The sequence below is a fragment of the Streptomyces sp. NPDC002580 genome (assembly GCF_042889485.1).
In the GTDB taxonomy this organism is placed as follows: Bacteria; Actinomycetota; Actinomycetes; order Streptomycetales; family Streptomycetaceae; genus Streptomyces.
Genome location: NZ_JBIAQZ010000010.1, coordinates 213,127 through 239,390, shown reverse-complemented (window position 1 = coordinate 239,390; position 26,264 = coordinate 213,127). Strand labels below are relative to the sequence as shown.

Sequence of the window (26,264 nt, the reverse complement as noted above, 5' to 3'; positions counted from 1 at the left end):
GGGCGCGGCCGAGGGCACGCGGGTCCTCGGCCGGGGTGGCCGCGCCAGGATGGTCAGGGGCGCGGTGCGGCGGACGTCACGAAGGCGGGGGTGACCGGGTGAGCGGGTTCGTGGCAGGGCTCTGTGTCGCGGTGCTTCCCCTGCTGGCGGCCGGATTCTGGCTCGGCAGGCGCACCGCGCGGCCCGAGAACCTCGGCGGGCTCGGCACCCCCGTCGAGCACGCCACCTTCCAGACCCTGCACACCGCCTCGCTGGCCGCGCCCCCGCTGCGCGCGGGACTCACCGAGGAGACGGCCCGCCGGTCCGCCCGCCGCCTGCGCACCCTTCTCGGCACGGACGCGCTGTGTCTGACCGACCAGGACTCGGTCCTCGCCTGGGACGGCGTCGGGGCCCACCACCGCACGGAGATCATGGAACGGCTCGGCGGCCCGCTGGAGACGGGCCGCGGCGAGGCCTTCCGGCTCAGCTGCGACGTGCCCGACTGCCCCCTGCGCTGGGCCGTGGTCGCCCCGCTCACCGTCGACGACCGGGTGCACGGAGCCCTCGTCGCCTGCGCGCCCCGGGAGTCGGCCGTCCTCGTACGCGCCACGGGCGAGGTCGCGCGCTGGGTCTCCGTCCAATTGGAGCTGGCCGACCTCGACCGTTCCCGGACCCGGCTGATCGAGGCCGAGATCAAGGCCCTGCGTGCCCAGATCTCCCCGCACTTCATCTTCAACTCACTGGCCGTGATCGCCTCGTTCGTCCGCACCGACCCGGAGCGCGCCCGGGACCTGCTGCTGGAATTCGCCGATTTCACCCGCTACTCGTTCCGTAGACACGGTGACTTCACCACCCTCGCCGACGAACTGCACGCCATCGACCACTACCTGGCGCTCGTCCGGGCCCGCTTCGGCGAGCGGCTGTCGGTCACCCTGCAGATCGCGCCCGAGGTGCTGCCGGTCGCGCTGCCGTTCCTCTGTCTCCAGCCCCTGGTGGAGAACGCCGTCAAGCACGGGCTCGAGGGCAAGACCGACAAGAGCCACATCAGCATCACGGCGCGGGACGCGGGTGCCGAGGCGCTGGTCGTGATCGAGGACAACGGCACCGGCATGGACCCCGAACGGCTGCGCCGCATCCTGAACGGAGAGGTCAGCCCGTCCGGGGGCATCGGGCTCTCCAACGTCGACGAACGGCTGCGCCAGGTGTACGGCGACGATCACGGCCTGGTCATCGAGACCGCGGTGGGAGCGGGGATGAAGATCACCGCCCGGCTCCCCAAGTACCAGCCCGGAGTGCACTCGGCGGCCCGCCGCCCCCGGCAATGACCGGTGGCGGCCGGTTGCGGCCGGCGACGGCCCGAGGGGCGGCGGGCCGGGACCGGGGGCCCCGGCCCCCTGCCGTGTCTCCCCCGAGTGGTGGGCCGGGGTCAGGTGCTGCCGTGCGAGACCACCATTCCCAGGGTGATCAGGCCGAGCACGACCCAGCCGAACCACAGCCAGCCGTTGCTTCCCAGCGCCACCGTGTAGGCCGTCACCATGACGAGCCCGCCCACGGTGAGCACCCCCATCGTCTTCGTCGTACCGGGCATCGCAGCACCCTCCTCCAGGCGGGTCCGCGACGCGGGCCGTGGCCTTTGGCGCCATTTTCACCCGGAGGGAGGAGGCGCGCCAGAGGCCGGGGGCCACGGCGGTCGTGACCGGCGGCCGAGCGGCCGGGCCGGGTCAGCGGCTCCGCGCGTCGAGCGAGGCGAGATAGGCGTTGTAGGCCTCGAGCTCCTTGTCGCCGTCGCGGTCCGCGGCCCGGTCCTGGCGCTTCGCCTGCCGCTGCTCGGAGCCGTACCACTGGAACAGCAGCGCGAGCAGGACGAGGACGGACGGGATCTCGCTGAACGCCCAGGCGATGCCGCCGGCGGCGGTCTGGTCGGCGAGCGCGTCGATGCCGAGGGAGGCCGACGGATTCTTGTACGACTCGACCATCGGCTGCGAGGCCATCATCAGCGCGATGCCGAAGAAGGCGTGGAAGGGCATGCCCGCGAACAGCTCCAGCATCCGCATCAGATAGCCCGGGCGGTGCGGGCCCGGATCCACACCCATGATCGGCCAGAAGAAGACCAGCCCGACGGCGAGGAAGTGGCACATCATCACGATGTGCCCCGCGGTGGAGCCCATCAGGAAGTCGAAGACGGGCGAGAAGTACAGCGCGTACAGGCTCGCGATGAACAGCGGGATGGTGAACGCCGGGTGGGTGACGATCCGCATGTACCGGCTGTGCAGGAACATCAGCAGCAGTTCACGCGGCCCCTTGGCGCCCCGCTTCGCGGCCACCGGCAGCGCGCGCAGCGCCAGGGTGATCGGCGCCCCGAGCAGGATCAGGATCGGCGACAGCATGCTGATCACCATGTGCTGCACCATGTGCACGCTGAACATGACCATGCCGTAGTCGTTCAGCCGGGTGCACATGACGAGCAGCACGGTCAGCACGCCGATGACGAAGGAGGCCGTACGGCCCCAGGACCACGCGTCGCCGCGCCGTGCGAGCCGCACGACACCCCAGCCGTACAGCCCGAGCCCCAGCAGGCAGGCGACGAGGAAGAACGGGTCCGCGGACCACTCGAGCCCCCGCCCCAGCGTGAACGGCGGCAGATCCATGGTCATGCCGTGCCCGCTGTGATCCATCCGCCGGCTCCTGTTTCTGGGCTGCCCCCGCCCTTTTGGGGCACTGGGGGAGGTTTGTGCGCTGTCCGTCCGCACCAGAGTAGAACCGCCCCCGGCCGCGGCTGCGGCCGGGGGCGGTTACCACCGCGCATGTCCTAGAGGACGCACTCCGCCTCGGCGTAGCGCTCGTCCGGAACCGTCTTCAGGGTCTCGACCGCCTCAGCGAGCGACACCATCACGATGTCGGTGCCGCGCAGCGCGGTCATCTTCCCGAACTCGCCCCGGTGCACGGCCTCCACGGCGTGCCACCCGAACCGGGTCGCGAGGACGCGGTCGTAGGCCGTCGGCGTGCCGCCGCGCTGCACGTGGCCGAGGATGACCGGCCGGGCCTCCTTGCCGAGTCGCTGCTCCAGCTCGATGGAGAGCTGCCGGGCGATGCCCGCGAAGCGCTCGTGGCCGTAGACGTCCTTGCCGCCCTCGTCGTACTCCATCGAGCCCTCGCGGGGCTTGGCGCCCTCGGCGGCGACGACGATGGCGAACCGCTTGCCCGCCGCGAACCGCTCGCCGACCTTGGCGGCCAGCTCCTCGATGTCGAACGGCCGCTCGGGCACGACGATGGCGTGGGCGCCCGCGGCCATGCCGGAGTGCAGCGCGATCCAGCCGGTGTGGCGGCCCATGACCTCCACGATCAGCACGCGCTGGTGGGACTCCGCGGTGGTCTTCAGCCGGTCGAGGGCCTCGGTCGCGACACCGACGGCCGTGTCGAAGCCGAAGGTGACGTCCGTGACCGCGATGTCGTTGTCGATGGTCTTCGGCACGCCGACGATCGGCAGGCCGGCGTCCGACAGCAGGCGGGCCGCCTTCAGCGTGCCCTCACCGCCGATCGGGATGATCGCGTCGAGCCCGAGCTCCGCGACGTGGCCCCTGGCCCGCTCCACGCCGTCCCGCAGGTGCGCGGGCTGGACCCGGGAGGAGCCGAGCATCGTGCCGCCGCGGGCCAGGATGCCGCTCACCGCGTCGAGGTCGAGCTTGAGGTAGTCGCACTCCAGGAGGCCCTTCCAGCCGTCCCGGAAGCCGATGACCTCGTCGCCGTGGTCGACGACGGCACGGTGTACGACCGACCGGATGACGGCGTTCAGGCCGGGGCAGTCGCCGCCGGACGTGAGGACACCAATGCGCATAGCCCGAAATACCTTCTCAACGTGGGCCGGGGACCGGACCACGTTGTCCGGCAGGATCTCCGCCACCCTACCGGCGGGAGGGGGCCCGGCCGCACCGTGCGTCCGCCTGCTGGACGGGCCCGCTCACCTGTGCGGTTGCCGTGCCAGACGGGCCCGCTCACCTGTGCGGAAGTCGTATCGGACGGGCTCCGGAGGGGTGCCCGCGGCCGTTCCCCGAAGCGCGGAGCACCGCTCCCCGGGGAACGCGAAGAGGAACCGTTCCTCCTTGAGGAACGGTTCCTCCTGGGCGGCCGGGCGGGCCCTACGCGGGCTGCTGGGCGGAGGTGATGCGCTCGGAGCGCAGCGCCTCGTACCAGCGGTCGTCGCACGGCGGGAGCGCGTTGACGTCGAGGGCCAGCTTCAGCAGCAGGTCCGCGATCTGCGGATTGCGGGCCAGGACGGGTCCGTGCATGTACGTACCGAAGACGGTGTCGTTGTACGCGCCCTCGGTGCCGTCGCCCGTGCCGTTGCCCTTGCCGAGCCGCACGTTCGCGAACGGGCGGGCGGTCGGCCCGAGGTGGGTGACCCCCTGGTGGTTCTCGAAGCCGGTCAGCTGGGGGAGTCCGAGCCGCGGGTCGATGTCCCCGAGGACGTCGCCGACGCACCGCTCGCCCTCACCGCGCACCGAGACCACGTCGAGCAGACCGAGGCCCGGCTCGCGCTCGCCGAGGTCGTTGATGAACTCGTGCCCGAGGATCTGGTAGCCGGCGCATACGGAGAACACGATCGCGCCGTTGCCCACCGCCCGCTCCAGACCGCCGTCGCGGCGCAGCCGCTCCGCGGCGAGCCGCTGCGGCCGGTCCTCGCCGCCCCCGATGAGGTAGATGTCGCCGGAGGTGGGGATCGGCTGGTCGCTGCGCACGTCGACACGGGCCACGTCGAGGCCGCGCTGACGCGCCCGCCGCTCGACGACGAGGGCGTTGCCCTGGTCGCCGTAGGTGCTCAGCAGGTCCGGATAGATCCACACCAGACGCAGGCTGTTGTCACTCATTCTCTTCGTCCTCCGTGGCTCAGTTGCCGACACGACGCCTCAAGTCCTGGAACGCGGTGTAGTTCGCGATGACCTCGATGCGCCCGGGCGGTGCCTGCTGCACGGCCTGGTCGAGGGTGTCGCATACCTGGAACTGCTGGCCCGCGACTTCGAGGCGTACGGCGAGGTCCAGCTTGCGGTCGCCGAGGACGAAGATCGGGTGCCCGGTCAGGCGGGTGTAGTCGACGTCCCACAGCCAGGAGGTGTCGGTGCCGTCGGCGCCGCGCGCGTTCACCGACAGGATGACCGGGGTCGGCGGCGGGTCGATCAGGGAGAAGGTCTCCAGCCAGCCCGCGGGGTTCTTGGCGAGCAGCAGACGCAGGTCGCGCTGCATGAACTGCACCACGTCGTAGCGTCCGGCCACCGCCTGCACCTGGTACATGCGCTCCAGGGCGACCTGCGGCGGCACCCCGAAGACGGCGGCCACGGCGGCCGACGAGGCGGCGTTCGCCTTGTTGGCGCGGCCCGGCAGCTGGAGGTGGATCGGCCAGGCGGATCCGTGCGGGTCGAGGACGTGGTCCCCGGACAGCGCCCAGGTCGGCGTGGGACGGCGGAAGCCGCACTCGCCGCAGAACCAGTCGTCGCCGGGACGCTGCATGACACCGCCGCAGGACGGGCAGGACCAGGCGTCCTCTTTCCACATCTGGCCGGCCGCCACCCAGACGACGTTCGGTGACGAGGACGCGGCCCAGACCACCAGCGGGTCGTCCGCGTTGGCGATCACGACGGCCTTGGAACCGGCCAGCCCCTCGCGCCAGTGCTCGGCCATCATCCGCGTCTCGGCGGCCCGGTCGAGCTGGTCACGGGAGAGGTTCAGCAGCGCGATGCACTTCGGGTCGGTGTCACGTGCCACACCGGCGAGGTACTTCTCGTCGACCTCGATGACCGCGAACTTGGCGTCCGACCCCCCGGCGAGTGCCGAGGTGATGCCCGCGGGCATGTTGGCGCCGAGCGCGTTCGACACGACCGGGCCCGCGGCGCGCAGCGCCTCGGCGATCAGCCGGGTGGTCGTGGTCTTGCCGTTGGTGGCGGACACCAGGATCACGTCCAGGTGCGTGGCCAGCCTGGCCAGCAGGTCGGGGTCGAGCTTGAGCGCCACCCGGCCACCGATCACCGATCCGCTGCCGCGTCCGGCGGCCCGCGAGACGGCAGCCGCCGCCTTGCCCGCCGTCACGGCCAGCTTGGCCCGCGGCGACAGCGGGTCCGAGTTGCCTGACATCGTTTCTCGATCCTCCTTGCGTACGCGCCGCGCCCCTGCCCCCGGCACCATGTGGGGCTCAGCCTATCGAGATCCAATCACGGGCCCGAATCGCGGCACCCACCTCGGTGCCGACGCGACATGTGCGCGCCTACCAGGACCGTACCCTTGCCGTCATGCGACACGGTTCCATCCCGGGCACCCACGGGCGCGTCCGGCCCCTCACCCTGCTCGGCGACCCCGTCCTGCGCACGGCCTGCGAGGACGTCACCGACTTCGGTCCCCAACTCGCCGAACTCGTGGAGGACATGTTCGCCACGATGTACGCCGCCGAGGGCGTCGGTCTCGCCGCGAACCAGATCGGCGTCGGACTCAGGGTCTTCGTCTACGACTGCCCGGACGACGACGATGTCCGCCATGTCGGGCATGTGGTGAATCCGCGGCTCGTCGAGGCGGACGGTGTGGTCCTGCGCGGACCGGAAGGCTGTCTCTCGCTGCCCGGTCTGGAGGCCGGTACCGAGCGGTACGACCACACGGTCGTCGAGGGCCGCACGGTCACCGGCGATCCGGTGACCGTGCACGGCACGGGCTGGTTCGCCCGGTGCCTCCAGCACGAGTGCGACCACCTCGACGGCGGGGTCTACGCGGACCGGGTCACCGGATGGCGCCGACGACGGCTGCTGCGCCAGGTGGCACGGGCCCCCTGGAGCGGCTGACGGCGGTCCCGGGGCCCGGGGGCCGGGGGGGCGGGGGGGGGGGGCGGGGGCCGGCGCGCCCGCCCCCGCCCCGGCGGGGCGGCCCCCCCCCCGCCGGGGGGGGGGGGGGCGGGGGGGCCCGCCCCCGCGGGCGGGGGGCGGGGGGGCCCCGCGGGGGGGGGCGGGGGGGGGGGGCCCCCCCCCCCCGGCGCCGGTCGCACGCGCCTGCCCCGGTCGAGGGCCCGCGCGCCTGACGGGATGTCCGTCCGGGCCCGGATCAGAAGCCCGGTCCACCCACGCGGTCACCCGCCGCGGCCAGGCGGCCCCACAGCAGGTCGGCCAGGCTTCGCACCAACTCGGCGCGCGTGCAGGGCCGTTCCCCGAGCCACCAGTCCCCGGCGGCGTGCATCATGCCGACGATCCCGTGACCCCACACCCGGGCCAACTGCTGGCTGCCGGGCCCGAGATCCACGCGTTCCTCGATGACCTCGGCCAGTTCCTCGCCCATGCGGCGCAGGACCGGCGCGGAGTACTTGCCCACGTCGAAACCGGGGTCGCCCGGCTGGCCGCCCTCCGCCGGATGCATCAGGAACCGGTAGACCTGCGGTCGCGCCTCGATGGCGGCCAAGTACGTGTCCAGGGTGGCCTCGACGCGCTCACGTCGCCCGGCCGGAGCGTCCAGCGCCGCCCGCAGCGCTCCGAGGAGTGCGTCCGTGTGCCGCTTGGCGAGCGCGGCGTAGAGTCCGCCCTTGTCGCCGAAGTGGCGGTACAGGATCGGCTTGGTGATGCCGGCCTCGGCGGCGATGGCGTTCATGGAGGCCCCGGGGCCGTCGCGGAGCACCACTCTGTCCGCGGCTTCCAGCAGTTCGCGGCGCCGGCGGTCGGCCGACCTCTGCTGATCGGTCCGCTGTGTGGTGTCCATGTGCTCTCCCCACCCGTGGTGATTCGGTGACGCCTGCGCAAACTAACACTGATCGGCGTATGGGTATCGAACGGGCTGCCGAGCAGAGTTCGGGAGTTGACTTTCTCTACCAGCCGGTAACACACTCCAGTTACCGCAAGTAACAGTTTAGTGCAGCGCTGGAGGGGACATGGCCGAGTTCACCATGGAGCTCAACGACGAACAGAAGGAGGTCCGGGACTGGCTGCACGGCTTCGCCGCCGATGTCATCCGTCCCGCGGCCGCCGAATGGGACGAGCGCGAAGAGACTCCTTGGCCGGTCATCCAGGAAGCCGCGAAGGTCGGCATCTACTCCCTGGACTTCTACGCCCAGCAGTATTTCGACCCCACCGGTCTCGGCATACCGATGGCCCTGGAGGAACTGTTCTGGGGCGACGCGGGCATCGCCCTCTCCATCGTCGGCACCGGCCTCGCCGCCGTGGGTGTCCTCGCCAACGGCACCGAGGAGCAGATCGGCACCTGGATCCCCCAGATGTACGGCGATGCCAACGATGTCAAGGTCGCGGCCTTCTGCTCCTCCGAGCCCGACGCCGGTTCCGACGTGGCCTCGATGCGTACCCGCGCCGTCTACGACGAGGCCAAGGACGAATGGGTCCTGAACGGCACGAAGACCTGGGCGACCAACGGCGGCATAGCCAACGTCCACGTCGTCGTCGCGGTCGTCGACGCGGACCTCGGCTCCAAGGGGCACGCCTCCTTCATCGTGCCGCCGAACACCCCCGGTCTGTCCCAGGGGCAGAAGTTCAAGAAGCACGGCATCCGCGCCTCGCACACCGCCGAGGTCGTCCTGGAGAACGTCCGCGTCCCCGGCTCCTGCCTCCTCGGCGGCAAGGAGAAGCTCGACGAGCGCCTCGCCCGCGCCCGTGAGCGCGTGCGCGCGGGTGGCGGCGAGCGCGTGAAGAACGCGGCGATGGCCACCTTCGAGGCGTCCCGTCCGGCCGTCGGCGCCATGGCGGTGGGCACCGCCCGGGCCGCGTACGAGGTGGCCCTCGACTACGCGAAGACCCGTGAGCAGTTCGGCCGCCCGATCATCGACAACCAGGGCGTCGCCTTCCAGCTCGCCGACATGCGCACCTCGATCGACGCCGCGCGGCTGCTGGTGTGGCGGGCCTCCTGGATGGCGGTCAACGGCAAGCAGTTCACGGCCGCCGAGGGATCGATGTCGAAGCTCTTCGCCAGCGAGACGGCGAAGAAGGTCACCGGCCAGGCGATCCAGATCCTCGGCGGCAACGGTTACACGCGTGAATACCCCGTGGAGCGGATGCACCGCGACGCGGCCATCTACACGATCTTCGAGGGCACCAGCGAGATCCAGCGCCTGGTGATCGCCCGCACGCTGTCGGGGATGCCGATCCGGTAACTCGTCACGGCGGCAGGACGCGCGGAGGGGCACAGTCGAAGAGCGGCCCTCCGGAACCGACCGGAGGACCGCTCCCGTGCTGTCGGCCGAAGGCCGACGAGCGCTTGGGGGAGGCTGCCGACGCGAGGTCGCTCGAGCGGCTCGGCCGCCGCGGCGAGCGGCCGGACCCGGAGCCGCGGATCGGCTCATTCCTCGGACCCGGCCTGCCGCCGCCCGCCGAGGCGGGGTGATGACGCCCCCGCCGGCCGCCCATCCGGGAAGCGGCGGGGGCGATCCGTCGTCTACGGGCAACTCTCCTCGAACTTCACAGCACTGAACTCCACCGGCTGCCCCGACAGCGCCGCCCCGGCGGCCGGCTTCTGACCGCACACCTTCCAGTTCGACTCCAGCAGCACGAAGCGGCTGTCCCCGGTCGCGTCGTTGACGGTGATCGACGTACCCGGGTCCAGCGCCCCGCGGGCCACCTTCACAGCCTTGCCGGCGAAGTCCGGCATCGTCGCTCCGGCGGAAGCCGGGGCGGCTCGGTCACGGGCCGGGCAGGTCTCGTCGAGCTTGACCGCGCCGAAGTCCAGCTTCGTGTCCGTGGACACGGCGCTACCGGCGGCCGGCTCCTGGGAGCAGACCTTCCAGTCCCGATCGAGGATCTGCGAGCGGTCGCGGCCGAGGGAGTCGTGCGAGGTGAGCCCGTAGAACCCGTCCTTCTGAGCCTTGTCCTGCGCGGACTGGAGTCCCATGCCGACAAAGGTGGGGACGGCCTTCTTCTCGGCCGTGGACTTTGCCGGGCCGCCGCCGGCGGCCGATCCGGTGTCGCTGCTCTTCGGCTCGCAGGCGGCCAGGGCTGCCACGGCGGTACAGGCCAGGATGGTGGTGATGATGCGGGTACGCACAGGATCTCCCCGAGAAGTGCTGGTTCAGGCGCACGACGCTAGACGGGGGCGGACCCGCACACCGGGCGTCATCGACTGTCCGTCACCGGGTTGTGACACGGCGACGCCCCGTCCCCTCGTCCCCGCTGTGGGGGAGCGGGGGTGCTCCGCTGTGCCGGTCCGGCGGTGCAGCACCTTCGGCAGTCAGCGTGACGCTGCCGCCCTCTTCGCCGGTCCGGCCGACGATGACGCCCTGCGCGATCACGCTCTCGTTCGTCCGCGCGTCCGGAGCGCCGTGGGACGTCCGGTCCCGCCGTGGCACCCTGGTCGAAGGGGGCCGGAGTCAGCGGACCGAGGGAGCGCGCGCGATGACGTCGACGGCCAGGGAACTGCTGGACAGCACCGCCGGGAGACTCGCCCCGGGCCCGCACGCCAACCGGTTGCTGCCCCTGATCGCCCGGGGCGCCGCCCGGCGCACCACGCTCGCGGCCCTCGCCCACGAACAGCGTCATGTGGTCGCCGCGGACCACCGGGCGTTCCTGCACCTGGCGGAACGGTCGGCGGCCGGCACCGACCCGGCGTGCGCGGCCTTCTTCGGGACGCTCGCGGAGGGGGAGGCGCTGGCCCGGGACCGCCTCGCCGCGTTCGCCGCGGCGGTGGGAGCCGACGGGGCGGCGGCGTCCGCGTACGAACCCCTGGCCGACTGCCAGGCCTATCCCGCGTACGTGGCCTGGCTCGCCCTGAACGGGGAGCCGGCCGACGTCGTCCTCGCGCTCAGTGCCGACTTCGCCGCCTGGAGCGGCTATTGCGCGACCATCGCCGAGGCGCTGCGCCGCCACTACGGATTCGACGACGAGGCCTGCGGCTTCTTCGACCTGTTCGCGGCACCCGCCCCCGAACTGGAGCGCAGCGCGCTGGACGCCGTGCAGGACGGACTCGACGCGGGACGCGTCTCCCGGGACGGCGTCCGTCACCACGGGCGGCTGCTCCAGGCCTACGAGACGAAGTTCTGGCACGCCCTGTGGGAGCTGGACCAGCGGGTGGTCTGAGCGCCGGGGACGGTGGGGCGCCGGGCGGGCGCCGACCGGGCGTCGCGGACGCCGCTCCGGCGGTCCGCGCGGCGCCCGGCCCATCCGCCGGCGCTCAGACCACCCGCTGGTCAGCCGCCGCTCGGCCCGCTGCTGTGCGCGATGCAGGCGACGTCGATCCGGTCGGCCAGCTTGGCCAGTTCGATCGTGAGCGCGGCGACCGTGTCCTCGTCGAGGCCGTCCTGGCCGGCCTCCACCAGGTGCAGCCACCGGCCGCCCACCGTGCGCAGCAGCTTGCTGACGTCGGCGGCCGACACCTGCAACGTGCCGCGGTCGTCGACGATCAGGGGGAGGGTCACTTCGCGGTTCACAGGGTGGATCGTAACTGCGGAACGCTCACGCTCCGTGCCATACCGTGGTGATGTTGCAGAACTCGCGGATTCCGTGCCCCGACAACTCGCGCCCGTAACCCGACCTCTTCTCCCCACCGAAGGGGAACGCCGGGTGCGAGGCCGTCATTCCGTTGACGAACACCCCGCCCGCCTCCAGATCGCGGACGAACCGCTCCACCTCGGCCTCGTCGTGCGTCCAGACGTTCGAACTCAACCCGAACGGGGTGTCGTTGGCCATGGCCAACGCCTCGTCCAGGTCGGCGGCCCGGTACAGGGTGGCGACCGGCCCGAAGGTCTCCTCCTGGTGGACGCGCATCTCGGGGGTGATGTCGGTGAGCACGGTCGGTGTGTAGTACCAGCCGCTCCCGAAGCCGTCGGGGCGCTCGCCGCCGCACAGCAGCGTCGCGCCGTTCTCCACCGCGTCGTCGACGAGTTCCTCCAGGTCGGCGCGGCCCTGTTCGGTGGAGAGCGGCCCGATCTCGGTGTCCTCCTCGAGCGGATCGCCGATCTTGAGGGCCCGCATGCCCGCCACGAACCGCTCGGCGAAGGCGTCGAACACGTCGGTGTGCACGATGAACCGCTTGGCGGCGATGCACGACTGCCCGTTGTTCTGCACCCGCGCCGTCACGGCGGTCCGCGCGGCGCGGTCGACGTCGGCGGACGCCATCACGACGTACGGGTCGCTGCCGCCCAGCTCCAGCACCGTCTTCTTCACCTCGTCCCCGGCGACCGAGGCGACCGCCCGGCCCGCCGGTTCGCTCCCGGTGAGGGTGGCCGCCTTGACCCGCGGGTCCCGCAGGATGCCCTCGACCGCCGCCGAGCCGACCAGCAGCGTCTGGAAGCAGCCCTGCGGGAAGCCCGCGCGACGGAACAGGTCCTCCAGGTAGAGGGCGGTCTGCGGCACGTTCGACGCGTGCTTGAGCAGGCCCACGTTGCCCGCCATCAGCGCGGGCGCGGCGAACCGGACCACCTGCCAGAGCGGGAAGTTCCACGGCATCACGGCGAGCACCGGTCCGATCGGCCGGTAGCGGACGAGGACCCGGGAGGCGCCGGAGTCCTTGGCGTCGGACGCTGCGGGTTCCTCGTCGGCGAGCAGTTCCTCCGCGTGGTCGGCGTACCAGTGCATCGCCTTCGCGCACTTGGCGGCCTCCGCGCGGGCCTGCTTGACGGGCTTGCCCATCTCGGTGGTCATCACCCGGCCGATGGATTCCTCGTCCTCCGCCAGCAGGTCGGCGGCCCGGTGCAGCAGCCGCGCGCGCTCCGCGAAGGAGGTGGTGCGATGGGTGCGGTACGCGGACTCGGCGGTGGCGAGTCTGCGCTCGATCTCCTCGGCGTCGAGCGCGTCGTACGTCTTGAGCGTCTCGCCGTTCGCCGGGTTCACCGTCGCGATGGCCATGTCCGACCTCCTGAGAGCGGGCTGTTCCTCGACCCTCCCGCGCGGTGCGGCGCGGCGCAACGCGGAGGGTCCCGGGGAGCCGGCGCGCCGGACCGGGCACCGGCTCTCAGTACGGGTGCTCCGCCAGCCGGTCGAGAAACGCGGCCTGCGCGCTCACGATCAGGGTCCTGGCCCGTTCCGGGGTCATCCACTCCACCCGGTCCAGCTCGGGGAACTCCTGCCGCCGCCCCGACTTGGGCGGCCACTCCATCGTGAACGTGCCGGGAACCACGTCCGCCGGGTCGAGATCGGCCTCGACGGCCCAGGCCGTGACGACCTTGCCGTTGGCCTGGGTGACCTCGCCGAGCGGCACCGCCTCCCCGTCCGGCGGAGCCATGCCGAGCTCCTCCCGGAACTCGCGGCGGGCCGCGTCCCAGGCCGTCTCGCCCGGTTCGTACTCGCCCTTGGGGACGCTCCAGGCCCCGGCGTCCCGCCGTGCGAAGAAGGGGCCGCCCATATGGCCGAGCAGGACCTCCACGCCGCCGTCGGTCCGCCGGAACAGCAGCAGTCCCGCGCTCCGCCTGCCGTGCTGGTTCCCGCTCATCGGGTCACCTCCGGGTGTGCGGCGAGCAGGGTGTCGACGGTGTCCGCCTCGGCCGCCCGCTTGTCCTCGCGATAGCGCACGACCCGCGCGAAGCGCAGGGTGACGCCGGCCGGATAGCGGGTGGACCTCTGGAGGCCGTCGTACGCGATCTCGACGACGAGTTCGGGCCGTACGGTCACCACGTGCCCGTCGTCCTCGACGGCCAGCTCCCGGAGCCGTCCGGTCTGCCAGGTGAGCATCGCGTCGGTCATGCCCTTGAAGGTCTTGCCGAGCATGACGAAGGAGCCGTCGCCGCCGCGGGCGCCCAGATGCAGGTTGGAGAGCTTGCCCGTGCGCCGGCCGTGGCCCCACTCCGCCGCGAGGACCACCAGGTCGAGGGTGTGCACGGGCTTGACCTTCAGCCAGGACGCGCCGCGCCGGCCCGCGCTGTACGGGGCGTCGAGCGCCTTCACGACGACGCCCTCGTGACCCCGGGCCAGCGTGTCGACGAGGAACCTCTCTGCCTCGGCGGCCTCGTCCGGCCCCGGCACCAGGGCCCGCCGGACCCGCATCGGCTCGGGGACGAGGCGCGCCAGTTCCGCGTGCCGCTCGGTGAACGGCAGGTCCAGCAGCTCCCGTCCGTCGACCGAGAGCGCGTCGAAGAAGACGGGGGAGACGGGCACGGTCTTCGCGGCACTCGCCACGTCCACGCGGGATCCCACCCGGCCGGCCGTCTCCTGGAAGGAACGCGGCCGTCCCCGCTCGTCGAGCGCGATCACCTCGCCGTCCAGGATGAACCGCTCTCCCCGCAACTCCATCGCGGCCGTGGTGACTTCGGGCAGCCGATCGGTGATGTCGTCGAGCGTGCGGGTGTAGACGCGGACGTCCTCGCCGTCGCGGTGCAGCTGTACCCGGATGCCGTCGAGCTTCTCCTCCACCACGCAGGCGCCGAGCTTGCCGACCGCCTCGGTCACGGAGGCGGCGGTGTGCGCCAGCATCGGGAGGACCGGGCGTCCGACGGTGAGCCGGAAGCCGTCCAGGGCCGGCGGCCCGTCCGCCAGGAGGGCCCGCGCCACCGCCTCCAGCGAACCGGCGAGCATCACCGCCCGTCGTACGTCCGCGGCGGGCGCGCCGGTCGCCTCGGCGAGCCCCTCGACCGCGACCGCGTCGAGAGCGCCCTGGCGCACCTCGCCGGTGAGCAGGCCGAACAGGAGACGTTGTTCGTCCTCGGTGGCGGACCCCATCAACTCGCCCACCAAACGCGCTCGTTCGGCCTGCGATCCGGTGCCGGAGACCTTGCCGAGCGCGGTGAGCCGGGCGTCCACCTCGCGCACGGTGAGGGTGGGGACGGCGGCGGGGGCGACCCGGTGGCTCAGCACCTTCCAGCCGATGCCGAGACGGCCCTGCGGCAGCCGGCCCGCCAGGTAGGGGATCACGATCGGCACGTCGTCCGGCCCGGCGTCCCGGAACAGCTCCGCGAGCAGAGCGGTCTTCCGGGACCGCGCCGAGGTGGCGGCGACCTCCTGGGACACATGGGCGAGCCGGCTCAGCAGCATGCAGCCATGGTGCAACGCGAACGCCGGGTCCACACGTGTACCGGCGCCGGCCGCGGTCGTACGGTGCCGGAACCCGCCGTCCGCGACGGCCGGTTCCGGCGTGGCCGACGGGGGAGCGCCGGGAGGGGGCCGGGGAGTGCCCGGGACCGGTCCCGGCGCCCCCGTGCCCCGGCGGCTCCCCGCGGGCCTATCCCCGCCCTCGTGCGACGGCCGCGTCGAGGTCGCTGAAGAGGAGTTCGCCGTTGAGGGTGGTCGCCGCCCGGTATCCGCCGCTCGCGGCGTTGACGACCTGCTCCGCGAAACCGGCCGCGTTGCCCGCGGCCCAGACGCCCGGCACGCTCGTCAGCCCGGTCGGGTCGACCACCGGATACGTGCCGAAGGGTGTCTCCAGGAGTTCGGCGCCCAGCCCTTCGAGCAGGCCGACCCGCGGTACCGGCCGAGGCGCCACGAACAGCACCGAGCGGTCGTGCACGGTCCCGTCGGCGAGCCGGACCCCGGTCAGCCGGTCGGCGTCGACCACGAGTCCCGCGACCTCGCCCGGCACCACGGCGACCCCGGCCGCGGCGAGCCGGCGCAGGTCCTCGTCGGAGAGCTCGTCCTCGCCGACCGTGTGCAGGAACAGCGTGACGTCCTTCGACCACTGGCCGACCATCAGGGCCTGGTGCACGCTCGCCGGGGTGCTCGCGAGTACCCCGAAGGCCCGGTCGCGGACCTCCCAGCCGTGGCAGTACGGGCAGTGCAGCACATCGCGCCCGAACCGCTCGGCGACGCCCGGCACCGACGGCAGCTCGTCGGCCAGGCCCGTGGTGACGATCAGGCGCCGCGCGTGCACGGTGCGCTCGCCTCCGACCGTCACGTCGAACTCCCCGGCGTCGTCCCGGACCGCCTCCGTCACCCGGTCCCGGACGATCTCGACCCCGTACCCCTCGACCTCCCGTCGGCCCTCGGCGAGGAACTCCGCGGGCGCCGTCCCGTCCCGCGTCAGATATCCCTGCAGATGAGCGGCGGGCGCGTTGCGCGGCTCGCCCGCGTCGACGACGAGCGTGCGGCGCCGGGCCCGGCCGAGGACCAGTGCCGCGGAGAGCCCCGCCGTGCCGCCGCCGACGACGACCACCTCGTATGTCTCGGTCATGGTGACCACCTCCACCGTGACGGTCGCCCCGGACCGGCCGGATTGACAAATGGCTTTGCCGATTCTGCAATGAAGGCATGAGCGAAGCGGCCCGGGCGGGCATGAACGACGGAGTCCGGCACGGAGCGACCGGTGACGCGGCGACGGACGAGGTGCTCGCCGACGTGGGGCCCCGGCTGCGCCGGATCAGGAAGGAGCGCGGGGCGACCCTGGCCGGCCTGTCCGAGGCGACCGGCATCTCGGTGAGCACGCTGTCGCGCCTGGAGTCGGGGCTGCGCAAGCCGAGCCTGGAGCTGCTGCTGCCCATCGCGCGGGCCCATCAGGTCGCGCTGGACGAACTGGTCGGCGCCCCACCGGTCGGCGACCCCCGGGTGCGGGCCGAACCGATCGTGCGCCACGGCCGGACGTACTGGCCGCTGACCCGCCAGCCCGGCGGGCTCCAGGCCTACAAGGTGTTCGAGCCGAAGCGGACGGCGGAGCCCGATCCGCGCACGCACGAGGGCTACGAATGGCTGTACGTGCTCTCCGGGCGGCTGCGGGTGGTCCTCGGTGGGCACGACGTCGTGATGGAAGCCGGGGAGGCGGCGGAGTTCGACACCCGGGTCCCGCACTGGTTCGGGTCGACGGGGGAGGGGCCCGCGGAGTTCCTGAGCCTGTTCGGGCCGCAGGGGGAGCGGATGCACGTACGGGCGCGGCCCAAGGGGCGCGGCGAGGAGGCGTGACGACGGGCGGGGCGGACGACCTTGTCCGCGGGTGCGCGGCGCGGCCGTGATCGTCCGGAGGGGCCCTGGCGGAGGGAGTGGCGAAGCAGACGGGCGCCGCCTGTTCCCAGGCAGGCAAGCGACCGCTTAGTATGCGTTCGACCCCGGTCCGACGACACAGTCCCCTGGAGGCCCCGCATGCAGGCATGGCAAGTGCACCAGAACGGCGAGCCCGCAGAGGCGATGCGCCTCCAGGAGGTGGATCGGCCGACGCCCGGTGCCGGTCAGGTCTTGCTCAAGGTGCGCGCCGCGAACATCAACTTCCCGGACGCGCTGATGTGCCGGGGCCAGTACCAGGTCAGGCCGCCGCTGCCGTTCACGCCCGGGGTGGAGATCTGCGGCGAGACCGAGGACGGCCGCCGGGTGATCGCGAACCCCGCGCTGCCGCACGGCGGGTTCGCCGAGTACGCGGTCGCGGACGCCGCCGCCCTCCTGCCGGCGCCCGAGGCCCTCGACGACGCCGAGGCCGCGGCCCTGCACATCGGCTACCAGACCGGCTGGTTCGGCCTGCACCGCCGGGCCCGCCTGGAGGCCGGCGAGACCCTGCTCGTCCACGCGGCGGCCGGCGGGGTCGGCAGCGCGGCCGTGCAGCTCGGCAAGGCCGCGGGCGCGCGGGTCATCGGTGTCGTGGGCGGCGCCGGCAAGGCCGCGGCGGCACGCGAGCTGGGCTGCGACGTCGTGATCGACCGGCGCGCCGAGGACGTCATCGCCGCCGTCAAGGAGGCGACCGGCGGACGCGGCGCGGACGTGATCTACGACCCCGTGGGCGGCGAGGCCTACACCCAGTCCACGAAGGTCGTCGCCTTCGAGGGCCGCATCGTGGTCGTCGGCTTCGCGAGCGGCTCGATCCCGACCCCCGCGCTGAACCACGCCCTCGTCAAGAACTACGCGATCCTCGGCCTGCACTGGGGCCTGTACAACACCAAGAACCCGAAGCTCGTCCTGCACTGCCACGAGCAGCTCACCGAACTGGCCGCGCGGGGCGCGATCAAGCCGCTGGTGAGCGAGCGGGTGCCGCTGAGCGGGGCGGCCGCCGCCGTTCAGCGCGTCGCCGACGGAGTCACCACCGGGCGCATCGCCGTGGTGCCCGCACTTCAGAACGGAGCCGCCGCATGACCGACGCAGCCGAACTGCGCCGCCGCACCCAGGAGTTGCTGGCCGCGCATCCCCCCGGGGAAACCGACCGGGTGGACTTCCTCAAGGCCCGCTTCGACGCCGGGCTCGCCTGGGTGCACTACCCCGAGGGCCTCGGCGGACTCGGCGCCCCGCGCAGCCTCCAGGCCGTCGTGGACGCCGAGTTGGCCGCGGCGGGCGCGCCCGACAACGACCCGCGGCGGATCGGCATCGGCCTCGGCATGGCCGCCCCGACCATCCTCGGCTTCGGCACCGAGGAGCAGAAGCGGCGCTTCCTGCGGCCCCTGTGGGTGGGCGAGGAGGTGTGGTGCCAGCTCTTCAGCGAGCCCGGCGCGGGCTCGGACCTCGCCGCCCTCGGCACCCGCGCCGTCCACGCGGACGGCGACGGGGCGGGCAACGGCGGGGAGTGGGTGGTCAACGGCCAGAAGGTGTGGACCTCCAGCGCCCACCTCGCCCGCTGGGCCATCCTCATCGCCCGCACCGACCCGGACGTGCCCAAGCACCGGGGCATCACGTACTTCATCTGCGACATGACCGACCCCGGTGTCGAGGTCCGGCCGCTGCGCCAGATCACCGGAGAGGCCGAGTTCAACGAGGTCTTCCTCACCGACGTCCGCATTCCCGACGCGCACCGCCTCGGCGAGGTCGGCGACGGCTGGCGGGTCGCGCAGACCACGCTGATGAACGAGCGCGTGTCCATCGGCGGCATGCGCATCCCCCGCGAGGGCGGCATGATCGGCCCGGTCGCGAAGACCTGGCGCGAGCGGCCCGAACTGCGCACCCACGACACGCACCAGCGGCTGCTGAGGCTGTGGGTCGAGGCCGAGGTCGCCCGGCTCTCCGGCGAGCGGCTGCGCCAGCAGCTCGCCCTGGGCCAGCCCGGCCACGAGGGCGCCGGCATGAAGCTCGGCTTCGCCCGGCTCAACCAGGAGATCAGCGGACTGGAGGTCGAACTCCTCGGCGAGGAGGGCCTGCTGTACGAGGACTGGACGATGCGCCGGCCGGAACTGGTCGACTTCACCGGCCGGGACGCCGGCTACCGCTACCTCCGTTCCAAGGGCAACAGCATCGAGGGCGGGACCAGCGAGGTCCTGCTGAACATCGTCGCCGAACGCGTTCTTGGCCTGCCGTCCGAGCCGCGCACCGACAAGGACGTCGCATGGAAGGACCTCGCCCGATGAGCCAGGAGAGCACCCAGCCCGACCTCCTCTACACCGAGGAGGAGGAGGCGTTGCGGTCGGCGGTACGCGACCTGCTGGCCGACCGTTGCGACCCGGCGGCGGTCATCGCGCGCACCGAGTCGGACGCCCCGCACGACCTCGCGCTGTGGAAGGCGCTGACCGACGGGATGGGCCTGGCCGGCCTGCTGGTCCCGGAGGAGCTGGACGGCCAGGGCGCCACGCACCGCGAGGCCGCCGTCGTCCTCGAGGAACTCGGCCGGGCGGTCGCGCCCGTGCCGTACCTGACCAGCGCCGTGGTCGCCACGGAGGCGCTGCTGGAGTGCGGCGCCGACGACCTGCTCAGGGATCTGGCCTCCGCCACGTCGATCGGCGCCCTGGCCGTCGGACTGCACCTCGCCCCGGGCGCCGCCTTCGCGACCGTACGGGTCGAGAACGGTGCTCTGCACGGCGAGCTGACCGGCATCGCGGACGCGGTCGGTGCCGACGTGCTGCTCGTCCCCGCGGACGACGGTGGTCTGTACGCGGTGGACTCCTCCGCCGTCACCCTCACCCCGCTGGTGTCCCTGGACCTCACCCGCCCCCTCGCCACGGTCACGCTGACCGGCGCCCCCGGCCGCCGGCTCGGCGACGCCGAACCGGCCGTCCGCCGCGCCCTGCGGGCCGGCGCCGGACTGCTCGCCTCGGAGCAGCTCGGGCTCGCCGACTGGTCGTTGACGGAGACGGTCCGCTACCTGAAGGAGCGGAAGCAGTTCAACCGTCCCGTCGGCGGATTCCAGGCGCTCAAGCACCGGCTGGCCCAGGTGTGGCTGGAGGTCGTGGGCGCGCGCGCCGCCGCCCGGAACGCCGCCGACGCGCTGGCCACCGGCAGCCCGGACGGCGACGTGGCGGTCGCCGTCGCGGCGGCGTACGCGGCGCCCGTCGCGGTGCGCGCCGCCGAGGAGGCGGTTCAACTGCACGGCGGTATCGGCATGACCTGGGAGCACCCGGCGCACCTGTACCTGAAGCGCGCCAAGGCCGACTCGATCGCGTACGGCACGGCGGGCGCGCACCGCGCGGCCCTCGCCGCGCTGGTGGACCTCCCGACGCCCTGACACCGTCCCGAACGAAGCCCGCCCCACCCGGGGCGGGCTTTTTCGCGCCCCGGAGCCGGTGCCGGAGCCGTACGTCCGAGCCGTACGTCCGAGCCGCGTGTCCGAGCTGTGCCCCGCGCGTCAGAGCCCGCGTGCCGGGACCGAGTACCGGAGCCGATGCCGCGTGCCGGGTGCGTGCGCCGGGACCGTGGTGTCCGTCGGTGCCCCCGATCCGTGCGCGGAACGACCTCGCACGCCGGGCCGGGCGAGGTGAACACGTAGCGGCGGATCGGTCAACTCCCGCGAAGGCGGGGCTCCTTGGGCTCACGAGGCCGCATACTCCCTGACGTCCTGTACGGCACCCCCAAGGGAGACGGAACATGGCCCGTACCACCCGTCGCAGAGCCCTCACCGCCCTCGGCGCCGCCCTCGCCGGCTCGATCGCCCTGCCCGCCTCGCGGGCCCTGGCGGGCGGGACGAAACCCCGCACGCGCCCCCTGTGGCGAGCCCACGCGCACAACGACTACGACCATCCGCGCCCCCTCTTCGACGCCCTCGACCACCGCTTCGGCAGCGTCGAGGCCGACATCTACCTCGTCGACGGCCAACTCCTCGTCGCCCACGACCCGGTGGACCTCGACCCCACCCGCACGCTCGAATCCCTCTACCTCGACCCGCTGGCCGCCCGGGTCGGGGCCAACCACGGCTCGGTGTACCGGGGACACCACAAACCGCTGCAACTGCTCATCGACATCAAGACCGAGGGATCCTCGACGTACCTGGAGCTCGACCGCCGTCTGCGCCGCCACCCGCACCTGTTCACGACGTACGCGCACGGCAGGGTCCACCCCGGCCCGGTCACGGCCGTGATCTCCGGGGACCGTGCCGCGCGGGTGCCCATGGAGGCGCAGACCGTGCGGCGCGCCTTCTACGACGGCCGCCTCGCCGACCTCGGCAGCGCCGCCCCCGCCTCCTTCGTCCCCCTGATCAGCGACAACTGGACCCTCAGCTTCAGCTGGCTGGGAGCGGGCCCGTTCCCGCCCGCCGAACGCGAGAAACTGCGGGGCATCACGGCCGCCGCGCACGCGCGCGGGCAGCGGGTCCGGTTCTGGGCGACACCCGACGCCGCCGGTCCGGCACGCGAGGCACTCTGGCGCGAACTTCTCGCCGCCGACGTGGACCACCTCAACACCGATGACCTGGGCGGTCTCGAAACGTTCCTGGACACCTACGGCCTCCGGTAGAAGACCACTCTTTCGGAGGACACGTCAGCCGCCCGGACGAACCCTCCGCTACGCCACACTGACGGCCGAACGCCGCGATGTGGACGTGGCGGAGGAGGGTGACGATGGCCATTTCCATTTCCGTGGTGCTGCTGCTCCTGGTACTGGCGGTGATCTTCCTGCGCAACGGTGGACTGAAGATCTCCCACGCCCTGGTCTGCGCGCTGCTCGGTTTCCTGCTGGCCAGCACGAGCATGGCCCCGACCATCCACAGCGGTCTCACCGCGACGGCGGACATCGTGGGCAGCCTGACACCGTGACGTGCCGCCGCGTCACGGGCGGGTGAACACCCCGATGCCGTTCGGGACCGGACGCTCGGCGCCACCGCTCGGATGGTTGAGGACGCTGACCGCGTCCGCTCCCGGCCTCCGGGCGACCATCGTGGTGGATCCGCCACCGTCCAGACTGAAGGCGTCCCGTGAGCCCAGCCGCCCCATGGCGGCCGTCACCTCGGCGATGGTGAGGCCGCCGCGGAACCCCGGGGCGCCGTCCAGGGCGAGGAACTGCATCCGGCGTCCGTGGTCGGAGAAGCCCACCGCGGTCCGCACGGCGGAGGTGCTGTCGTCCAGTCCCGGCAGCGGCACGCCGTCGGTCATCATCGGGTAGCCCCCGACCGCGAAGCGGTACGGCACCCGGGAGGACTCCGCGACCAGCCGGTGCCGCACCCCGACCCGATCGCCCACGGACAGCCCCCGCAGCCGCCGGGCACCCTCCTCCCGGCCCACCAGCACGGTGGTGCCCGGCGCGATCGCCCCGCCGCCCGGAGCCTCGGCGGCGGCCACGACCCGGCCGCGGCGGACCGTCACCTCGTAGGTGTCCGCGCTGCACGGCGCGGCCCGGTCGGTGTCCGTTCCGCAGGTCGCCCGCACCCGCGAGGCGGCGCCCCAGTCCTCGGTGAACGCGCCGACCGAGCCGACCGGCAGCGCGTACTGGTTGAACCCGCCCAGCGGCCACGTGCCCCCGGAACTGCGGACGGACCCGTCGAGGGCCATGCCGTCCAGCCGGGCCCGGCGGTCGACGCCCACCCCGAACACGTCCTCGGTGTTCGTGCCGGGCGGCAGCGCCGGTCCGAACCGCTGGCCGTCGGGGACGGCCCCCTTGAGCGCACGGCCGCTCGCGATCGCCGGGCCCACCGTCGCGCCCGTCGCCTCGACGCCCGGGTGCTGGGTCTCCGTGATGTCGAAGAAGTCGCCGTTGACGCCGGCGACGGCGTCCCGGGAGTCGGCGAGCACGGAGACCGGCGCCCGCGACGCCACCGCTCCGGGGTACAGCAGGTCGACGCGCACGCGGGGGTTGCGCAGATCGACGCTCAACACGTGGGCGTGCGCCACCCCCTTGGCCGCCGGGATGTCCAACTCGATGTACTCGACGCCGGGCGCGATGGCGTCCGTGCCCTCCGCCGCGCCGGCCGGCGCCGCCCCCGTCAGGGCGGCCGAGGTCAGCGCCCCGCAGGCCGTGAAGACCGTCAGTGCCGTTCTGAAACGTCCGTCGCGACGCGTCACGATGCCCCCTGATGTCTCGTCAACTTTCCCAGGACTCAGGGGAATCGCACCAGAGGGAGGTGCCGGGGGCGGTGGCTAGGCGTCGACGACGCTGGAACGGATCAGGAAACGCACTCCTTCGGGTGCTTCCAGTGAGAAGCCGCTGCCCCGGCCCGGCACGACGTCCACGGTCAACCGCGTGTGGCTCCACAGCTCGTACTGGCTCTTGGACATCCAGAAGGTCACCGGCTCGTCGACGCCCTCGACCACCAGCTCGGCGAGCATGATGTCGGAGCCGCCGGTGCGGAACTCGCCCTCCGGGAAGCACATGGGCGCGCTGCCGTCGCAGCAGCCGCCCGACTGGTGGAACATCAGGGGTCCGTGCAGGGTGTGCAGTCGCCTCAGCAGCTCGGCGGCGGCGGGGGTCAGGTCCACGCGTGGGACGACGTCCATCGGCTCTCCCCCTCGGGTCTCACGGCGCGCACGGATCCCGCCGACGGCGGGTGGCGTCAGGCACGTAGGGGCCGTCCGCGCAAGGCACGACTCAGCGGACCACGCCGGACGTTGCGACAGGGTTGCGCCCGCCGGAACCGGATGGACCGGCCCCCGGTGGCCCCGCACGTCGCGGGAGCCACCGGGGGCCGGTTTCGGAAGCGCTGGATGTCCGTGGGCGCGTTCTGCCGTGAGTCGGCCGGCTCGGCGTGCCGGACGTACCGACTCCGTGTGCCGGCCGGTGCGAGGCGTCGGCCGGCGCGGAGCGAGCGGGGTGATGTATCAGCAGATGCGCGGCAGTTGCTCGCCGAGCGGCATGTCCACCACCCGGGTGCCGCCCAGTCCGGTGGCCGCGACCACCATGCCCGGGTGGTCGGGGACGCAGTGGCCGATCGCCACGGACTCCTTGCCGAGCGGGTGGGCGCGCATCGCGGCGAGCACGGCGTCGGCGTGCTCCGGTGCCACGAACGCCACCAGCTTGCCCTCGTTGGCCACGTACAGCGGATCGAGGCCGAGGAAGGCGCAGGCGTTGGCGACCGTCTCGGGGACGGGCAGCGAACGCTCGTCGAGCGTGATGCCGACCCGCGCCGCCGCCGCGATCTCGTTCAGGGTGGTCGCCAGACCGCCCCGGGTCGGGTCGCGCAGCACGTGGATGCCGGGGTGGACGGCCAGCATGTCCGCGACCAGACCGGCCAGCGACGCGGTGTCGCTCTGGATCTCGACGCCGAACTCCAGCCCCTCCCGCACGCTCATGATCGCCACCCCGTGCACGCCGATCGGCCCGCTGACCAGCACCACGTCACCGGGTGCCGCGCGCTGCGGACGGATGTCGACGCCGTCCGGGATCAGTCCGATCCCGGCGGTGTTGATGAAGACGCCGTCACCGTGGCCCGCGTCGACGACCTTGGTGTCGCCGGTCGCGACGACCACACCGGCCGTCCGGGCGGCCTCGCCCAGCGCCTCGGCCACCCGTCCCACGACGGAGAGTTCGACGCCCTCCTCGAGGATGAACCCGCAGGAGAGGTAGGCCGGTACGGCCCCCGCCATGGCCAGGTCGTTGACCGTGCCGTTGACGGCGAGGTCCCCGATGCTGCCGCCGGGGAAGAACAGCGGCCGGACGACGAAGGAGTCGGTGGAGAAGGCGAGCCGGGCGCCGCCCAGCAGCAGACGCGCGGAGTCGCCGAGTTCGGCGAGCACGTCGTTGCCGAAGGCGGGCGCGAACAGGTGCTCCACCAGTTCGGCGGAGAGCGTGCCGCCGCCTCCGTGCCCCATCACGATCCGGTCGTGGTCGCGCAGCGGCGCGGGACAGGTCCAGGAGGAGAAGTCGACGGGAGCCGGAGCGGAGTCAGCCAACGGAGCTCGCCTCCTTGTCCGGGGTCTCCAGACGCCGGTAGAGGTAGTACGCGGCGCACGCGCCCTCGCTGGAGACCATGGTCGCGCCCAGCGGATTGCGCGGGGTGCACTCCTTGCCGAACGCGGCGCACTCGTGCGGCTTGATGAGTCCCTGGAGCACCTCGCCGCTGCGGCAGACGGTCGACTCCTGGGTGTCGATGCCGGTCACCGAGAAGCGGTGCTCGGCGTCGTAGTCGCGGTACTTGGGCGACAGCCGCCAACCACTTCGCGGAATCACGCCGATGCCGCGCCAGGCCCGGTCGGTCACCTCGAAGACGTCGGACAGCATGGCCCGGGCGGCCGGGCTCCCCTCGGGCTGCACCGCCCGCGGATAGGCGTTCTCCACGGTGTGCTGCCCCGCCTCCAGCTGCCGCACGGCGCGGCGGATGCCCTCCAGGATGTCGAGCGGCTCGAAGCCGGTCACCACGATCGGCACCCGGTGCTTCTCGGCGAGTTCGGGGTACTCGGCCATGCCCATCACCGTGCAGACGTGCCCGGCGGCAAGGAACGCCTGGACCCGGCAGTCCGGCGAGTTCATGATCGCGTCGATGGCCGGGGGCACCTTGACGTGCGACACCAGCAGGCTGAAGTTGGGGATGTCCAGCTTCCTGGCCTGGTAGACGGTCATCGCGTTGGGCGGTGCCGTGGTCTCGAAGCCGATGCCGAAGAACACGACCTGCCGCTCGGGGTTCTCCTGCGCGATCTTCAACGCGTCCAGCGGCGAGTACACGACCCGTACGTCCGCGCCTTCGCTCTTGACCTTGAACAGGTCGCGTCCGCTGCCGGGCACGCGCAGCATGTCGCCGAAGGAGCAGAAGATCACGTCCGGGCGGGAGGCGATCTCCAGGGCCTTGTCGATGATCTCCAGCGGGGTCACGCAGACCGGGCAGCCCGGGCCGTGGATCAGCTGGATCTCCTCGGGCAGGAGCTGGTCGATGCCGTGGCGGATGATCGAGTGTGTCTGACCGCCGCACACCTCCATGATCGACCAGGGCCGGGTGGTGGTCGCCCTGATGTCGTCGAAGAGCCGCTTGGCGAGGACCGGGTCGCTGAACTCGTCCAGGTACTTCATGACCGTGCCTCCTTCTCGACGTCCTCCAGGGGAGGGAGTCCCGTTCCGGCGGGGCGTTCGGCGCCCGCGTCCCGGGCGGCCTTGCCCCAGGCGTCGCCGAACTCCTCCTCCAGCACCCCGAGGTTCTCGAAGAGTTCCAGGGTCTGCTTCGCCGACTCCTCGTCGAGGCGCTGCAACGCGAATCCCACGTGGACGATGGCGTAGTCACCGACCTTCATGTCCGGCACGTACTCCAGACACACGTCCTTGACGACGCCGCCGAAGTCCACCTTGGCCATCCGTGTCGCGTCGCGTTCCTCGATCTCCAGCACTCGGCCGGGTACGGCCAGACACATGACTCGCTCCTGCCTCGTTCCTGCGTTCCTGCCT

The 26,264-nt window shown here is 72.6% G+C and carries 27 protein-coding genes; 10 read left to right on the top strand and 17 right to left on the bottom strand.

Annotated elements, in window-relative coordinates; genetic code table 11:
• The first annotated feature begins 98 nt into the window (after positions 1–98).
• Positions 99–1,304 carry a sensor histidine kinase gene (locus tag ACFYW7_RS29130; protein WP_389507668.1) on the top strand — a complete coding sequence of 402 codons (1,206 nt, stop codon included), beginning with the start codon at positions 99–101 and terminating at the stop codon, positions 1,302–1,304.
• 101 nt (positions 1,305–1,405) lie between these two features.
• Here ACFYW7_RS29130 and ACFYW7_RS29125 read toward each other — a convergent pair whose 3' ends face one another.
• From ACFYW7_RS29125 to ACFYW7_RS29105, 5 genes are all read right to left on the bottom strand, one after another.
• Positions 1,406–1,567: a hypothetical protein gene (locus ACFYW7_RS29125; protein ID WP_389507666.1), complete on the bottom strand. Its 162-nt coding sequence runs from the start codon at positions 1,565–1,567 to the stop codon at positions 1,406–1,408.
• A gap of 133 nt (positions 1,568–1,700) precedes the next feature.
• The gene (locus tag ACFYW7_RS29120; RefSeq protein ID WP_389507664.1) at positions 1,701–2,654 is read right to left on the bottom strand and encodes a cytochrome c oxidase assembly protein; all 954 of its coding nucleotides are present in this window, start codon (positions 2,652–2,654) and stop codon (positions 1,701–1,703) included.
• Positions 2,655–2,788: 134 nt separating this feature from the next.
• Positions 2,789–3,814 (bottom strand): 6-phosphofructokinase, encoded by a 1,026-nt coding sequence (locus ACFYW7_RS29115; RefSeq protein WP_389507662.1) that lies wholly within the window; start codon positions 3,812–3,814, stop codon positions 2,789–2,791.
• Positions 3,815–4,115: 301 nt separating this feature from the next.
• Positions 4,116–4,844, bottom strand: a complete 729-nt coding sequence (locus ACFYW7_RS29110; RefSeq protein WP_389507660.1) for a type 1 glutamine amidotransferase — start codon at positions 4,842–4,844, stop codon at positions 4,116–4,118.
• 19 nt (positions 4,845–4,863) lie between these two features.
• Positions 4,864–6,102 (bottom strand): MurT ligase domain-containing protein, encoded by a 1,239-nt coding sequence (locus ACFYW7_RS29105; RefSeq protein WP_389507658.1) that lies wholly within the window; start codon positions 6,100–6,102, stop codon positions 4,864–4,866.
• 155 nt (positions 6,103–6,257) lie between these two features.
• Between ACFYW7_RS29105 and def the strand changes: the two genes are divergently transcribed.
• Positions 6,258–6,797: a peptide deformylase gene (gene def, locus ACFYW7_RS29100; RefSeq protein ID WP_389507656.1), complete on the top strand. Its 540-nt coding sequence runs from the start codon at positions 6,258–6,260 to the stop codon at positions 6,795–6,797.
• 256 nt (positions 6,798–7,053) lie between these two features.
• On the opposite strand, the gene ACFYW7_RS29095 is transcribed toward def, so the two are convergent.
• Positions 7,054–7,698, bottom strand: coding sequence for a TetR family transcriptional regulator (locus ACFYW7_RS29095; protein ID WP_389507654.1), 645 nt, complete (start codon positions 7,696–7,698; stop codon positions 7,054–7,056).
• Positions 7,699–7,867: 169 nt separating this feature from the next.
• Between ACFYW7_RS29095 and ACFYW7_RS29090 the strand changes: the two genes are divergently transcribed.
• Complete coding sequence (locus tag ACFYW7_RS29090) at positions 7,868–9,097, top strand: acyl-CoA dehydrogenase family protein (protein WP_389507652.1); 1,230 nt, start codon at positions 7,868–7,870, stop codon at positions 9,095–9,097.
• 281 nt (positions 9,098–9,378) lie between these two features.
• On the opposite strand, the gene ACFYW7_RS29085 is transcribed toward ACFYW7_RS29090, so the two are convergent.
• Positions 9,379–9,984: a hypothetical protein gene (locus ACFYW7_RS29085; RefSeq protein WP_389507650.1), complete on the bottom strand. Its 606-nt coding sequence runs from the start codon at positions 9,982–9,984 to the stop codon at positions 9,379–9,381.
• A gap of 347 nt (positions 9,985–10,331) precedes the next feature.
• Between ACFYW7_RS29085 and ACFYW7_RS29080 the strand changes: the two genes are divergently transcribed.
• On the top strand, positions 10,332–11,012 hold the full coding sequence (locus ACFYW7_RS29080; RefSeq protein WP_389507648.1) for a transcriptional regulator: 681 nt from the start codon (positions 10,332–10,334) through the stop codon (positions 11,010–11,012).
• Between the two features lie 110 nt (positions 11,013–11,122).
• Here ACFYW7_RS29080 and ACFYW7_RS29075 read toward each other — a convergent pair whose 3' ends face one another.
• The 5 genes from ACFYW7_RS29075 to ACFYW7_RS29055 form a co-directional block, all read right to left on the bottom strand.
• The gene (locus ACFYW7_RS29075; protein ID WP_389507646.1) at positions 11,123–11,362 is read right to left on the bottom strand and encodes a DUF6213 family protein; all 240 of its coding nucleotides are present in this window, start codon (positions 11,360–11,362) and stop codon (positions 11,123–11,125) included.
• Positions 11,363–11,387: 25 nt separating this feature from the next.
• The gene (locus ACFYW7_RS29070; RefSeq protein WP_389507644.1) at positions 11,388–12,779 is read right to left on the bottom strand and encodes an NADP-dependent succinic semialdehyde dehydrogenase; all 1,392 of its coding nucleotides are present in this window, start codon (positions 12,777–12,779) and stop codon (positions 11,388–11,390) included.
• Positions 12,780–12,885: 106 nt separating this feature from the next.
• A complete protein-coding gene (locus ACFYW7_RS29065; protein ID WP_389507642.1) occupies positions 12,886–13,362 on the bottom strand; it encodes an NUDIX domain-containing protein in 477 nt (158 codons plus the stop codon).
• Positions 13,359–14,897, bottom strand: coding sequence for an ATP-dependent DNA ligase (locus ACFYW7_RS29060; RefSeq protein ID WP_389507640.1), 1,539 nt, complete (start codon positions 14,895–14,897; stop codon positions 13,359–13,361). Before ACFYW7_RS29060 ends, ACFYW7_RS29065 begins: the two co-directional genes overlap by 4 nt.
• A 187-nt stretch (positions 14,898–15,084) precedes the next feature.
• On the bottom strand, positions 15,085–16,029 hold the full coding sequence (locus tag ACFYW7_RS29055; RefSeq protein ID WP_389507638.1) for an NAD(P)/FAD-dependent oxidoreductase: 945 nt from the start codon (positions 16,027–16,029) through the stop codon (positions 15,085–15,087).
• A gap of 101 nt (positions 16,030–16,130) precedes the next feature.
• On the opposite strand from ACFYW7_RS29055, the gene ACFYW7_RS29050 reads away from it, so the two are divergent.
• The 6 genes from ACFYW7_RS29050 (at position 16,131) to ACFYW7_RS29025 (ending at position 21,718) form a co-directional block, all read left to right on the top strand.
• Positions 16,131–16,751: a helix-turn-helix domain-containing protein gene (locus tag ACFYW7_RS29050; RefSeq protein WP_389507986.1), complete on the top strand. Its 621-nt coding sequence runs from the start codon at positions 16,131–16,133 to the stop codon at positions 16,749–16,751.
• Positions 16,752–16,928: 177 nt separating this feature from the next.
• On the top strand, positions 16,929–17,906 hold the full coding sequence (locus tag ACFYW7_RS29045) for an NADPH:quinone oxidoreductase family protein (protein ID WP_389507636.1): 978 nt from the start codon (positions 16,929–16,931) through the stop codon (positions 17,904–17,906).
• Complete coding sequence (locus ACFYW7_RS29040) at positions 17,903–19,105, top strand: acyl-CoA dehydrogenase family protein (RefSeq protein WP_389507634.1); 1,203 nt, start codon at positions 17,903–17,905, stop codon at positions 19,103–19,105. The genes ACFYW7_RS29045 and ACFYW7_RS29040 overlap by 4 nt, the downstream gene beginning before the upstream one ends.
• On the top strand, positions 19,084–20,196 hold the full coding sequence (locus ACFYW7_RS29035; protein WP_389507632.1) for an acyl-CoA dehydrogenase family protein: 1,113 nt from the start codon (positions 19,084–19,086) through the stop codon (positions 20,194–20,196). The genes ACFYW7_RS29040 and ACFYW7_RS29035 overlap by 22 nt, the downstream gene beginning before the upstream one ends.
• Before the next feature lie 359 nt (positions 20,197–20,555).
• Positions 20,556–21,419, top strand: a complete 864-nt coding sequence (locus tag ACFYW7_RS29030) for a phosphatidylinositol-specific phospholipase C/glycerophosphodiester phosphodiesterase family protein (RefSeq protein ID WP_389507630.1) — start codon at positions 20,556–20,558, stop codon at positions 21,417–21,419.
• A gap of 104 nt (positions 21,420–21,523) precedes the next feature.
• On the top strand, positions 21,524–21,718 hold the full coding sequence (locus ACFYW7_RS29025; RefSeq protein ID WP_261704269.1) for a hypothetical protein: 195 nt from the start codon (positions 21,524–21,526) through the stop codon (positions 21,716–21,718).
• A 12-nt stretch (positions 21,719–21,730) separates the two neighbouring features.
• Here the strand turns inward: ACFYW7_RS29025 and ACFYW7_RS29020 are convergent, their stop codons facing one another.
• The 5 genes from ACFYW7_RS29020 to ACFYW7_RS29000 all read right to left on the bottom strand — a co-directional run bounded on the left by ACFYW7_RS29020 (position 21,731) and on the right by ACFYW7_RS29000 (position 26,230).
• Positions 21,731–22,960, bottom strand: coding sequence for a phosphodiester glycosidase family protein (locus ACFYW7_RS29020; RefSeq protein ID WP_389507628.1), 1,230 nt, complete (start codon positions 22,958–22,960; stop codon positions 21,731–21,733).
• A 75-nt stretch (positions 22,961–23,035) separates the two neighbouring features.
• A complete protein-coding gene (locus tag ACFYW7_RS29015) occupies positions 23,036–23,392 on the bottom strand; it encodes a DUF779 domain-containing protein (RefSeq protein WP_389507626.1) in 357 nt (118 codons plus the stop codon).
• A gap of 321 nt (positions 23,393–23,713) precedes the next feature.
• Complete coding sequence (gene hypE, locus ACFYW7_RS29010) at positions 23,714–24,703, bottom strand: hydrogenase expression/formation protein HypE (RefSeq protein ID WP_389507984.1); 990 nt, start codon at positions 24,701–24,703, stop codon at positions 23,714–23,716.
• Between the two features lie 73 nt (positions 24,704–24,776).
• Positions 24,777–25,895, bottom strand: a complete 1,119-nt coding sequence (gene hypD / locus ACFYW7_RS29005) for a hydrogenase formation protein HypD (protein WP_389507624.1) — start codon at positions 25,893–25,895, stop codon at positions 24,777–24,779.
• The gene (locus tag ACFYW7_RS29000) at positions 25,892–26,230 is read right to left on the bottom strand and encodes a HypC/HybG/HupF family hydrogenase formation chaperone (protein WP_389507622.1); all 339 of its coding nucleotides are present in this window, start codon (positions 26,228–26,230) and stop codon (positions 25,892–25,894) included. Before ACFYW7_RS29000 ends, hypD begins: the two co-directional genes overlap by 4 nt.
• Positions 26,231–26,264: the final 34 nt, after the last annotated feature.